Genomic DNA, 13117 nt, shown 5'->3' with positions numbered 1-13117 from the left:
GAATTTTAATTCGGGCAAATCCATTATAAAAATAAAAGGATTAAAATGCTGTATAAATTTCACCTTTGAAACGTTGCTTAATAAACTGACGAGTAGAATCGCTATTCAGCGCTTTAGCTACTTTTTGTATTTCGGGTTTTTTCTCATCCCCTGGTCGTACGACTAAATACTCAGCCCATATATTTTTACCATCTTGCCCATTTTCAATATATAAAGATTTGCTGATATCAAGTTTAGCGTCTAATACGTAATTACTGTTCAATGCCGCAATATCAACTTGAGGTAATACACGTGGCAACATCGCAGAATCTAATTCTTTAATTTTTAAATTTTTTGGATTACTTGCAATATCACGTATTGTAGGTAACTTGTCTGTAGGAGTTGTTAACTGATTAAATCCTGGCTTTAATTTAATTAAATTTAATTTCGCCAACAGTAATAAACCTCGACCACCATTAACAGGGTCACTTGGAATCGCGACAGTTGCACCATCTTTAAGTTGCTTAATATCTTTAATTTTCACAGAATACAGTAAGAATGGTTCTACATGTACAGGTACAACAGGCACTAAATTAGCTTTTGTTTTCGCATTAAAATCATTTAAAAATGGACGATATTGAAAGTAATTGGCATCTAAATTTTTAGATACTAACTGAGCATTAGGTTGTACATAATCTGAATATACTTTTATTTTCAAATCAATTCCCTGCTTGGCCAGTTCAGGTTTAATATGCTCTAAGATGACTGCGTGCGGAGTTGCATTTGCACCTATCGTCACAGTTTGATTTGCAAATGCTGCTGCTGAAATTATTCCTGCACTCAGGAATAATGTAAGTTGCTTTAAAGTTTTCATAGTTTACCTATTTATAACCGATTAAGAATAATTTTTTGAGAAATAAATAACCGCTTTATTTCCAATGAATTGCATAATCTGCACAATGACAATTAGTAAAATAACGGTCACGAGCATAATTTCAGTTTCATAGCGTTGATAGCCATATCGAATTGCTAAATCACCTAATCCACCGCCCCCGATTACTCCAGATACAGCGGTATAATCAACCAATGCAATACTCGTAACCGTTGCCGCTGCAACAATCGATGCTCTCGCCTCTGGTAACAGCACACCTTTGACCATTTGCCAATATCCCACGCCCATTGACTGTGCTGCTTCAATTACACCACTATCGACTTCATTTAATGCGGTTTCTGTTAATCGAGCAAAGAATGCAATACCAGCCACTGTAATTGGTGGAATAACTCCAGCCACATCAATAGTGGTTCCTGTAATAATCGCTGTTAAAGGCATTAATAAAATCATTAAAATAATGAATGGAATAGATCGAATAATATTGATGAAGAAAGACAATATTTCATAAATGATTGGCTGCTTCTTAATCTTACTATTTGCAAAAGAATATATTGCAATGCCTAACGGTAATCCTAAAATGACAATAAATATTAATGATAAAAAGAGCATTAATAATGTTGCTTTCGTTGCATCCCAAAGTTCTAAGAAATCTAAACCTGCTAAATTTATCAATAATTCATGCATTTAAGCTGCCTCCGTAAGAGATTTCTCATGTGTACTCATTACGTCAACATATGCACCTATTTGTTGTAATTGCTGAATAAAGCCCCTGATGTTCATACCATGTAAAGCGAAAATTGTTTGACTATAAAGTGATGTTTTAGTGCGCTCTATTTTTGCATGTACAATTTGATAATCTGTTGCTGTATTCACGGCGATCAGCTCATATGGAGGACGTTTAGCTAATTCACCAATTGCTGTTACTCGAATAACAGTAGATTTTTCACGTAAATCAAGCTCATCAAGGTCTACTTTCTCTAAAATGAGTGAACGTGAAACAGAATGTTTAGGGTGTAAAAGTACTTGATCTACAGGACCTTTCTCCGCAATTGTACCTTTATCTAAAACCACAACGTCATCGCAAATTCGTCTAATAACATCAATTTCATGTGTGATTAATACAATTGTAATTCCTAAACTACGGTTAATTTTTAATAATAAGCTTAATATTTCATGCGTTGTAATAGGATCTAGCGCACTTGTGGCTTCATCACATAATAAAATTTTGGGTGAATTCGCAAGCGCTCTAGCAATCCCAACACGCTGTTTTTGACCGCCAGATAACTGTTTAGGATATTTATATAAATGCTCCGTTAATCCGACTTCTTGCGCTAATTTTTCAACTTTTAGTCGAATTTCATTTTTATTCAGTCCAGCATCTAAACGAAGTGGAAATGCAATATTCTCAAATACTGTTTTTGTTTTTAATAAATTAAAGTGTTGAAAAATCATAGAAATCTGTTTTCTTAAATTTTTCAACTGTAAAGAATTAGCACTTTCAATATTTTGCCCTAAAACCTCTACACTACCGCTATCAACTGTTTCCAAGCCATTCATTAAGCGAAGTAATGTTGACTTGCCTGCACCTGAATACCCAATAATGCCAATAATTTTAGAAGCTTCTATATTTAAACTAATATCATTTAATGCTAAGACTTGTTTATTCTTAACATTAAAATACTTATCAGCATTTACAATATTAATCATGTACATTATCTATAATGTTTGAATTCTTATTAATTTATATAACTTTACTAATTATAAATAACATTAAAAATTTATTTTTATATTCAAAAAAAAGAATTAGAATTAATTATGCTTAGAATTTAAAATAAGTTATTGATAAAAAACTAAATTACACAAATTCTATTTGTTGAAAATCAAAGCGTACAAAAAATATCAAAATATAAAAAAAATGTATTAAATAATCTATTAAAATTATATCATTATTTTTTATAATTCTTGATTATAAAAAAGTGAGCATAAAATTTTACGTTATGTAAAATATATTGCTCACTCTATTAATTTAATTATTCAGTAAAGTTATTAACTCCAAGGATGACGAGGTAAATGTTTTCCAGTTAAATAATATTCACCAATAAGTTTATACTTCCAACGTACTGGGTCGTGTAATGTATGTATACGTGCATTGCGCCAATGTCGATCCAAATTGAGTTCAGATAATGCTGAGCGCGTACCCGAAAGCTCAAATAGTTTATTACTGGCAAGAATCGCGATTTCTGCGCTTAATACTTTTGCTTCGGCAACCGCCAAAGTTGCTGCATTTGCTTTTTCTTCAGTTAAACTCTCTAATGCTCGATCAATAAAATCACCCGCTCGATCTAATAATGCCTCAGCGGCATGTAATTTTATTTTAAGCTCTGCAATCGCTGCTTGGGTAAATTGATCATCTACAGCCCGCTCTTGATCGGCATCTATCCAAGGACGTGTATATTTTTGAACAAATTCTATCGTATCTTCAATGGCTGCATGTGCAATACCAGCATCTATCGAAGAATGTATGAGCTGTGAAATTGTACCAACCAAGTTAATACTCGAACCACCTGCACCTGTCTTAATCACATATTCAGCATCGACTGGAATTTGGTCTAAAATGACTGTACCACTTGCTGTCGACCGCTGCCCAAAACCAGACCAATCATTAATAATACTTAAACCATCAGCATAATGAGGAATTAAAGCAGTTAATTCTTCACCATTTTCATCTAAACCAACGACATATACCCAGTGTGCTAAAATTGCACCTGTTGCATAAAACTTCTTCCCACTCACAATATAGTTTTTTTCATTCTTAATAATTCGAGTTGTCAAATCTGTAACCGTTCTACCTCCGCGCTCAGAAAGTGCATTACCTAAACGTTGTCCATTTAAAACTGCTTGATAAATGAGTTTCTTTTGCTCTTCTGTTGCATCTAGACGTACTTGTTCTAAAAATGACAAATGATTTTCGGAAATTTGTGTTAAAGCAGGATCTGCACTAGCTAAAGTCCGAATGACTTGAGATAACGTTCGGTGTTTTACTTGTGCTCCACCATATTGTTTTGGAATATTAATTCCCCACAAACCACTTTGAGAATATTCTACAATTTCCTCTAATGGCAATAAGCGGTTTTGATCACGATAAGATGCATTCTTTTTAAAACGCTCAACCAGTGTGTTAGCAACTTGAATAGCTTCTTCATCACTCTTGATTTGTCTTGCATTTTCATTTTGTAAAAATACAAATTCAGGGACATCTTGATTACTTTCGATTCGAATATCTTGAACTTTAGTATTCATCTTATTCACTTTTACTCACTACATTACATTTTATATTCCATACTTATTTTTCATTACGTCTTCGCTACAATTTTAAATAAGTATGGATGGATTGATATTGAACAGCCTTCAACACATCAATTTGGTTACATTTCACATGATAAAATTTAGATCGCAATTTCTGCTTGCTTCGCCGCTGGGCTATTGCCTATTTGCCATACATACGGTAATGGTGTTTGATTAACGATCCAATCACCGATTACTTTCTGTTTATAAATAACAGGATTATGAGATGAAATTACCCGTGCATTTCGCCAAAAGCGATCTAATTGTTTTTCACTAGTACTTGCTGACGCACCCAAGGCATTAAACAAATCTGTGGTTAAATTTAATACTGATTCAGAAATAACGACTTGACCTTGAGATGCCAATAATTCTGCATGATCATTGGCTTGTAATTCTTGATAAGAATCTTGTTTTACATGTAAAAAATAGGCTTGATCTAATGCTTCTGCAATGGTTAAGGTAATACTCTCTGCGGCAAAAGCTTGAGCAGATGCCTTGCCAATAATTTGTAAAATTTGTGCATCTTCACGAATTAATTCTGCATTTCCATGACTGTAAATACGTGTACGAGAACGAACTTCTTCTGTAAATCTTTCTACTGCACTTTGTGCAATACCCGTCAATGTTGCTAAATGTACAACTTGATAAAATGCTGTTTGATACTTAAATCGTTGTTCAAATGGAAAAATAAATTCGCGCGTAATTTCTACATTTTGAATCGTTAAGGTCCCACTTCCTGTAGTTTTTTGACCAAAACCGTTCCAATCATCTAAAACCTGTACCCCTTTAGAAACTGTTGAAACAGCTGCAATGACATGCTGATTTGTTGTTTCATCTAAAGCAAATAAATCAATCCAATCCGCATATATTGTACCAGTTGAGTAATATTTTCGGCCATTAACAAATAAGTTACCCGTATGTTCTTCTGCTGTTATACGTGTTTTAACATCACCAATTTCTACCTTTCCAATTTCTGTCCATGCATTACCAACAATATCGCCCTGTACAAAACGTTCAAACCATATTTGTTGAGACTCAGTCAAGTGTGCATTAAGACGATCTTCAACAAAAGCAAAGTGTCCTCTTAATGCTTGTACAACATTAGAATCTGCTGCTGCCAGTTCTATGAGCAATTTAAATAATTGTTTTTGAGATACACCGCCTCCACCAAATTCTCGCGGAACACGAACTGCACCAAAACCAGCCTTTTTTAACCATTTAATCGGATCATAAGGTAAAATACGACTCTTTTCACGCTCTAATGCGCCATCCGCAATTCGCTGAAAAATTGGTCTAAATTTACTTATAAGTTTGTCATACTCAGTATTTGACAAATATTCGATATCTTGTGTGCTCATTTTATTTTCTCCCACTTAATTCCATGCATGACGTGGTAATGGCACATCGTTTAAATAGTAATTTCCAACCAGATTAAATTTCCAACGAACCGGATCATGTAAAGTATGCGTTCGTGCATTACGCCAATGACGATCTAAATTTAATTCAGATAAAGTTGAACGCGTACCTGCTAATTCAAAAAGTTTATTTGCTGCCAATAATGCAATTTCAGTGGTCAGAACTTTAGATTCAGCTGTCAATAAGCTTGCCTCCGAGACAGTATGTTCTGACGGGGTTTTAATCGCTAAATCTATTGCACTACCAGCTAAATCCAATACAGCTTCTGCTGCCCGTAATTTAATTTTTAGTTCACCAATATTGGCAATAATATAAGGGTCTTGTGTCGCTTTCTCTAAACCTGAATCAATCCACGGTCGGGTATAATGACGAACATAATGAATTGTTTCTTCAATAGCCCCACGTGCAATACCCGCATCTACAGCAGATTGAATAAATTGTGAAATTGCACCTGCTGCCGTTGGTCTTTCAAATGCATGATAAATAGGAACAACATATTTTAAGTCAATCTGAACATGATCTAAGAATACTGAGCCACTGACTGTTGTTCGTTGACCAAATCCACTCCAATCATTGACAATATTCAGCCCTTGTGAATGTTGTGGGACAAATGCTGCAAAAGGCCTGCCTTCATGATCTACAGCAATCACAGGTACCCAATGAGCTAATAATGCACCCGTTGCAAAAAATTTCTGTCCATGAATAACAGCATGATCCTTTTGAAACTCAATTTTTGTTGTTAAATCTGCGACTGTTTTAGAGTCTTTTTCTGAAAATGCATTACCAAAGCGTTTTCCTTTTAATACCTGTGCAAAAAAGAATGCTTGCTGCTCTAAGCTCGCATCTAAACGAATATGTTCAACGAGTGACCAGTGATTTTGTGCAATTTGACCTAAAGATGGATCTGCACTTGATATAATTTTAACCACTTCCGCTAAAGTTTTATAACTAACTTCCGGCCCCCCGAATTGTTTTGGTACAGTAATTCCCCATAATCCTGATTGTGAATATTGTTCAACTTCTAATAAAGGTAAACTACGTTCATGATCTCGCTTCGATGCTTCTTTAATAAATGATTGTGCAAGGTTCTGTGCGATATCAATCGCTTCTTGATCTGACTGAATAATATGTGCTGGCACATGATCTAAATAAAAATCACGTGGAATATTTTCTGCATTTCTTAATTTTATTTCAATTTTTGATGTCATTATAAAAACTCGCTATAAATCAACATTTATCAAGCTAGCATTATTTTTTTATTTTCATTATATTTAAATTTGAATATTAATTAATATTATTTAATATAAGAAAATGGTTAAAAAAATTCCTATTCTTTTAATTAAGAAACCATAATATATTGAATTAAATAAGTTTTAATATAAATATATTCATCTTTAAATTTATAAATATGTTTGTAATATGATCTTTAAGAAATAATTTTAATCAGAAATTTCTTCTTTTTTTTATTTATCAAATAATGATATCTATTTCATACGTTAAAGAAACAAATTTTATGCATAAAATTTCACCAATTCTCATCATAGTAAGCAATATTTTCCAATTAAATTTAATCTCTTATTTGTATAAGTAAATACAAATTTATCATATAAAACTAATTTGCTATATATTGAGATTTTTATTATTAAAAGTCTCAATATGATTCATTTATGATGATTAAAGAATATTTCAAAACTATTGAAGAATTTTATGAGCAAACAAATTAGATTTAATGCATTCGAAATGAATTGTATTGCCCATCAATCTCCAGGTTTATGGCGTCACCCATTAGATCGTTCAACAGAATATAAAGATTTAGAATATTGGACTGATTTAGCAAAAATATTAGAACGTGGTAAATTTGATGGTATCTTCATCGCTGATGTATTAGGAATATATGATGTTTATCATGGTTCAGCAGAACATGCATTAACAGGCGCAGTTCAAGTTCCTGTGAATGACCCTCTCCAAATTGTTCCAGCCATGGCAGCCGTTACAAAACATTTAGGCTTTGGTGTTACAACGTCAATCTCTTTTGAACATCCTTATCCATTCGCACGCCGTATAAGTACTTTGGACCACTTAACCAAAGGACGCGCTGGCTGGAATATTGTAACTTCATATTTAGAAAGTGGTTCTAAAAACTTAGGTTTAAAAACACAAGTCAGTCATGATAATCGCTATGATATTGCAGATGAGTATTTAGAAGTCTTATATAAGCTTTGGGAAGGTTCTTGGGAGCAAGATGCCGTATTAAGAGATAAAGAAAAAGGCATTTATACCGACCATACAAAAGTTCACCCGATTCAACATGACGGGCAATACTTTTCTGTCCCTGGTATTCATATTTGTGAACCATCCCCTCAACGTACTCCTGTGCTTTATCAAGCAGGTGCCTCTTCACGTGGGCAAAAATTTGCAAGTCAAAATGCAGAATGTGTATTTATTTCAGCACCAACAAAATTAGCAGTCAAAAAACTCGTAGAAGGTATTCGTCAAAACTTAATTAAGGAAGGTAAAGATCCTTACTCTATTCTTATTTATACGATGTTATCTATTGTTGTAGATGAAACGGATGAAAAAGCTCAAGCTAAATTTAAAGAGTATCAACAATATGCAAGTTACGATGGTGGATTAACGCTTGCATCAGGTTGGTCTGGTGTAGATTTCTCACAATTTAGTCCTTCTGATCAAGTTGAGTATATTCAAACAAATGCTATTCAATCTATGCTTCAATCTTATGTAGAAGCAGATCCTGATAAAGTTTGGACAATCGAAGAAATTGCACATTGGACAAGTATTGGAGGTAATGGCCCAATCATTGTTGGCTCTGCGACAACTGTTGCAGATCGTTTACAAGAATGGGTTGAAGACACTGATATTGATGGGTTTAATTTAGCTTATATTTTGGCGCATCAAACTTTTGAAGATGTAGTGGAGTTTGTTGTTCCAGAGTTGCAACGTCGTGGTGTTTATCAAACGGAATATACACAAGGAACCTTACGTGAAAAACTCTTTGGAAATGGACCATTACTTCCTGAAAATCATCGAGGTGCAAGCTTCCGTTATAAACCGCATCAAGAAACTCAATATCAACAAATTACCGAAACTGCTTAAAATAAAAGCATTCATTTTAAAAAAATAATATCCAGATTAAAGAGAGTGATTAATCATCCTCTCTTTAGTTTGTTTCCTCCTTTTTCTTTAACTTTCTCAATTCATCAATTATTTATCCTTTATTCTTCAATACCATAATCTCAATATTCTTTCGCATCTAACATTGTTTTATTCGATATATAAATATCCTTCCTTAATACTTATGAATGTATTAGATTAATCCCTTTTTTTAAAGTGTATTTTTGACACATTTCAAACCTAAAATGTTACATCTGTGCCGTGAAATACATTCTTGTTTTCGCCATTTTTTCATCTATAAATAATCATGATTATAGATACATTGAATATTAGATAATATTTAATATTAATTTGATCAATACTATGAATGATTTTAATCTAAATGATAGGTTCTATGAAATTCAATTTTCAAGGATATACACAAGCTTTTTAAATCATTAAAAAACTTGCAGGAATAATTATTCAAAGGAAGGAATTGATGCAAAATGTCAATGCTGTAGAATTAATTGATCGGGCTTCATTAAATAAACATCACAAGATTTTAGTCTTTTGGTGCGCGGTGATTATGCTTTTTGATGGATATGATCTCGTCATTTATGGTTCCGTCTTACCACATTTAATGACCGAATGGCAATTGTCTCCTCAAACTGCGGGACTCTTAGGGGCTGCATCATTGATGGGAATGATGCTCGGGGCTGTTACATTGGGAATGGCTGCTGATAAGTTTGGGCGTAAAAACATTATTATTTTTTGTACAATATTATCGAGCGTTGCTGTCACAATGAATGGTTTCGCTCATGATACTGATACTTTTTTCATTTGCCGTTTATTAACAGGTGTTGGCTTAGGTGGTGCGGTTCCAAATTTAGTCACAATTATTAAAGAGATGGCACCTGGTAATTATCGAAATAGATTAATCAATTTTGTATTGGCATTCTATGGTGTTGGTGCAATTATTTCAGGTTTAGCTGGATTATTTCTTATTCCTACTTTTGGCTGGCAAGCAACTTTCTGGATTGCAGGAACTTGTATTTTCTTAATCCCACTAATGTATAAAACCTTCCCTGAATCTATTAGTTATTTGATTCAAAAAAATCGCCAAGATGATGTCGTTAAAACACTAGAAAAACTCAATCCAGCACATCAACATCAAACCAATATGATGTATGTCATAGAAACAACCAGTGCCAAACAAAAAATTCCAGTGGTTGGTTTATTTACCGAAGGAAAAGCATCAAAGACATTACTCATTTGGATTGGCTTTGCAATGGTGATGCTCATGGTATTTGGTTTAAATACTTGGCTACCTAAGCTTATGAATGTTGGTGGTTATTCATTAGGGTCAAGTATCACCTTCCTTGTTACATTAAATATTGGTTCAATATTAGGTACTTTAATTTTTGGTGTCATTGCGGACAAATGGGGAACAAAGAAAACTTTAATTTTCGGCTATCTTCTTGCTGCTGCATCAATTGGTTGTTTAGGTTTCCATCCTCCTGCATTTATTCTAAGCCTTTTATTGGTCATTGCAGGCGGTGCTACTGTCGGTTCAATGTCTGTTATTCATACCTTAGCTGCAGATTTTTACCCAGCAAATATACGATCAACAGGTGTCAGCTTCTCGGCAGCAATGGGTCGCTTTGGCGCAATTGCTGGTCCTTTATTTGGTGGTGTATTGTTAGCAATGAACCTCCCATTTGAACAAAACTTTATGGTCTTTGCATTGCCTGGCATTATTGGCGCACTTGTCATTGCTTTATTTAATCAACCTAAACCTACTCCAATTCCACGTGTCGTTAAAGGATAATACGATGAATACGCAAACCAATATTATTGAACAAGTATGGAAAGAACATATTTTTCAGGGTGATTGGATTCGAACAGATAATATCACTAAAGATATCAAAAATCCTGCAACTGGCGAAACGATTTCAAGCGTACAATTTGCATCCATTGACGATGTCAATCGCTCTGTAGAAATTGCCGTAGAAGCACAAAAAACTTGGAAAAATACGACATTTGAAGTACGAGCAAAAATACTGAGAAAAGCCGCACAACTTTTTGAAGAAAATATTCAAACCTTTATTGATTGGAATGTTCAAGAATGCGGTTCGACCCTGCTCAAAGCTGGGTGGGAAGCAAATGCATGTATTGAACAACTGTATATGGCTTCTTCTATGCCAATGTCTGCCTCTGGTGAAATCTTTCCATCCTCAATTCCAGGCAAAACAAATGTTTGGCAACGTGTTCCGCTTGGTGTCGTAGGTGTTATTTCCCCTTGGAACTTCCCTCTTTTACTCTCGATTCGATCAATCGCACCTGCATTGGCAATGGGCAATAGTGTGATTTTAAAACCATCTGAATTTAGCAATATTACAGGCGGTGCCCTACTGGCTTGGCTGTTCCATAATGCTGGCTTAGCAGCTGGAAATTTTCAAGTGTTAAGTGGCGAAAGTCAAATTGGAGAAGCTTTAGTCGGCCATCCTCAAGTCAATATGATTTCTTTCACAGGTTCTACTGGTGTTGGTAAAAAAATTGCTGAAACTTGTGCCAAACAGTTAAAGAAATGTGCTTTAGAACTCGGTGGCAATAATGCCATGATTATTTGTGAAGATGCAGATCTGGATATCGCTGTGAATAATGCAGTTTGGGGAACATTCCTGCATCAAGGTCAAATATGTATGCAAACGGGGCGTCACTTAGTACACCGCAGTGTTGCTGATGCATACATTCAAAAATTAAAAGATAAAGCAATAGCACTTAAAGTCGGAGATCCCTCCCATCCAGAAACTCAATTAGGCCCACTTATTAATGCAAGTCAGCATGAAAAAGTATGTCAGATCGTTGAAAATGCAGTGGCTCAAGGTGCTATTTTAGAATGTGGTGGTCGTGGAGAAAACCTATTTTTCCACCCTGCTGTAGTCACGCATATTCAGAAAGAAGATCCTATTTTCACCGATGAAATTTTTGGTCCAGTTGCACCTGTCCTCATTTTTGATGACATCTCCGAAGCCATTGAGATTGTGAATGCTTCTAAATATGGATTGGCTGTTGCAATTCATACTCAGCGCACAGCATGGGCCTTTGAATTAGCAAAAGAGATTAAAAGTGGAATGATTCATATTAATGACCAAACAGTTAATAATGAATATCATGTTCCATTTGGTGGTATGGGCGAGTCAGGTTATGGTGGTCGCTTTGGCGGTCCTGCAAACTTTGATGAATTCAGTCAACGACAGTGGGTCAGTATTTTAGATAAAGGAATTCAGTATCCTTTATAACGTTAAAAATTTCTACAAGATCAAAAAACTTAGCAACTGCTAGGTTTTTTGATGCACTATATAGTTGAAAAAAGATGTATTATTTTCATGATATTTCCTAAACATTCAATTATTTGACATAGCTTTACTAAACGTTATGTTAAATAAAGGAAATCTGACATAATATTTTGGATAATTCACTTTAAAAAATCTTATGACGACACTAAATATTGAAAATAAAGAAAATTCCCTTTTAACTGACGAGACTCAAGAATTGTTGTGTTTTGCAACAATCAATGAATCTAAATCATGGCAAGATATTCTGAATTTATACTTAGAAATTAAAGCAAAAAATACACCTAAAAAAGTGTTAATGCTTTTAGAAGATATAGGACAGTGCGAATATACGTCTATGCACGCTTCAATGGGAGACGGACTTTATTTTGATACATCTGAAGTCATTGAAGAATGCGAAGATGAAGATATCAGCCACTATAACACCTTACCTTTTCAGCTTAAGTATCATGTTGAACAATTATTAAAGCCTGAAAATCAAATTAAACTACATGATATATATGGGAAATTTAATTACAGCGATCAAGATTTATCTATTTTAATGCAGATTAATGAACATCCTGAAAAAATCCTAGATGATGTTATTCAGTTAAAGTTAGTGAATACTGAAACTGAGACTGAAAAATTTGCAGCACAGCTCAATGGATATTTTAGCTGTGATCTTTCTCCTTTTGAATCTTTCAGTTTAATTCAATATTTAGATCATAATTTTGACTTAGAATATGTTGGCTTAGGTGCAAGTTTATTATTTTTTATCAAAAAGCCAAATTTCACCTCAGATAAGCTGGATATGCTTTTTGAAGATTTAGAAAAAATTTATGCTTATAATCAAGAGACACGTATTAAATTAAAACAACACTTATCAGATCATAATTATATTATCTTACCTTATGTAGACTCTCTAGATGTTTTTGATTTAGAAGAATAATATTAAATACTACAGCGCATATGAAATCAAAATTTAGCCCCTAAATATAGGGGCTTTTTAATCTCAAACTGCTTATCCAAAACTAGCATC

Annotated in this window: 10 protein-coding genes; 4 read left to right on the top strand and 6 right to left on the bottom strand. The window is 34.0% G+C overall.

Annotated features, from left to right (window positions below):
* Positions 1-40: 40 nt before the first annotated feature.
* From B9T31_RS05220 to B9T31_RS05195, 6 genes are all read right to left on the bottom strand, one after another.
* Positions 41-853, bottom strand: coding sequence for a MetQ/NlpA family ABC transporter substrate-binding protein (locus B9T31_RS05220; RefSeq protein ID WP_086180901.1), 813 nt, complete (start codon positions 851-853; stop codon positions 41-43).
* A 21-nt stretch (positions 854-874) separates the two neighbouring features.
* The gene (locus B9T31_RS05215) at positions 875-1555 is read right to left on the bottom strand and encodes a methionine ABC transporter permease (protein ID WP_086180900.1); all 681 of its coding nucleotides are present in this window, start codon (positions 1553-1555) and stop codon (positions 875-877) included.
* Positions 1556-2578 carry a methionine ABC transporter ATP-binding protein gene (locus tag B9T31_RS05210; RefSeq protein WP_171264698.1) on the bottom strand — a complete coding sequence of 341 codons (1023 nt, stop codon included), beginning with the start codon at positions 2576-2578 and terminating at the stop codon, positions 1556-1558. It abuts the gene before it with no gap.
* A gap of 339 nt (positions 2579-2917) precedes the next feature.
* On the bottom strand, positions 2918-4171 hold the full coding sequence (locus B9T31_RS05205; RefSeq protein WP_086180898.1) for an SfnB family sulfur acquisition oxidoreductase: 1254 nt from the start codon (positions 4169-4171) through the stop codon (positions 2918-2920).
* A gap of 146 nt (positions 4172-4317) precedes the next feature.
* Positions 4318-5574, bottom strand: a complete 1257-nt coding sequence (locus B9T31_RS05200) for an acyl-CoA dehydrogenase family protein (protein ID WP_086181079.1) — start codon at positions 5572-5574, stop codon at positions 4318-4320.
* 15 nt (positions 5575-5589) lie between these two features.
* Complete coding sequence (locus B9T31_RS05195) at positions 5590-6840, bottom strand: SfnB family sulfur acquisition oxidoreductase (protein ID WP_086180897.1); 1251 nt, start codon at positions 6838-6840, stop codon at positions 5590-5592.
* Between the two features lie 499 nt (positions 6841-7339).
* On the opposite strand from B9T31_RS05195, the gene B9T31_RS05190 reads away from it, so the two are divergent.
* From B9T31_RS05190 to B9T31_RS05175, 4 genes are all read left to right on the top strand, one after another.
* Entirely contained in the window at positions 7340-8746 is a 1407-nt protein-coding gene (locus B9T31_RS05190; RefSeq protein WP_086180896.1) for an LLM class flavin-dependent oxidoreductase, read from the top strand.
* A 496-nt stretch (positions 8747-9242) separates the two neighbouring features.
* Entirely contained in the window at positions 9243-10571 is a 1329-nt protein-coding gene (locus tag B9T31_RS05185) for an MFS transporter (RefSeq protein ID WP_086180895.1), read from the top strand.
* A gap of 4 nt (positions 10572-10575) precedes the next feature.
* Positions 10576-12045: an aldehyde dehydrogenase family protein gene (locus B9T31_RS05180; protein ID WP_086180894.1), complete on the top strand. Its 1470-nt coding sequence runs from the start codon at positions 10576-10578 to the stop codon at positions 12043-12045.
* A 193-nt stretch (positions 12046-12238) separates the two neighbouring features.
* A complete protein-coding gene (locus B9T31_RS05175; protein ID WP_086180893.1) occupies positions 12239-13027 on the top strand; it encodes a hypothetical protein in 789 nt (262 codons plus the stop codon).
* Positions 13028-13117: the final 90 nt, after the last annotated feature.

This window comes from Acinetobacter sp. ANC 4558, assembly GCF_002135375.1.
GTDB lineage: Bacteria > Pseudomonadota > Gammaproteobacteria > Pseudomonadales > Moraxellaceae > Acinetobacter.
This window is presented reverse-complemented; position numbering and strand designations above follow the sequence as displayed.

Bases quoted from the DNA above. Each gene is read 5' to 3' on its own strand.
- B9T31_RS05220 (WP_086180901.1), bottom strand. From the start codon at position 853: ATGAAAACTTTAAAGCAACTTACATTATTCCTGAGTGCAGGAATAATT.
- B9T31_RS05215 (WP_086180900.1), bottom strand. From the start codon at position 1,555: ATGCATGAATTATTGATAAATTTAGCAGGTTTAGATTTCTTAGAACTT.
- B9T31_RS05210 (WP_171264698.1), bottom strand. From the start codon at position 2,578: ATGATTAATATTGTAAATGCTGATAAGTATTTTAATGTTAAGAATAAA.
- B9T31_RS05205 (WP_086180898.1), bottom strand. From the start codon at position 4,171: ATGAATACTAAAGTTCAAGATATTCGAATCGAAAGTAATCAAGATGTC.
- B9T31_RS05200 (WP_086181079.1), bottom strand. From the start codon at position 5,574: ATGAGCACACAAGATATCGAATATTTGTCAAATACTGAGTATGACAAA.
- B9T31_RS05195 (WP_086180897.1), bottom strand. From the start codon at position 6,840: ATGACATCAAAAATTGAAATAAAATTAAGAAATGCAGAAAATATTCCA.
- B9T31_RS05190 (WP_086180896.1), top strand. From the start codon at position 7,340: ATGAGCAAACAAATTAGATTTAATGCATTCGAAATGAATTGTATTGCC.
- B9T31_RS05185 (WP_086180895.1), top strand. From the start codon at position 9,243: ATGCAAAATGTCAATGCTGTAGAATTAATTGATCGGGCTTCATTAAAT.
- B9T31_RS05180 (WP_086180894.1), top strand. From the start codon at position 10,576: ATGAATACGCAAACCAATATTATTGAACAAGTATGGAAAGAACATATT.
- B9T31_RS05175 (WP_086180893.1), top strand. From the start codon at position 12,239: ATGACGACACTAAATATTGAAAATAAAGAAAATTCCCTTTTAACTGAC.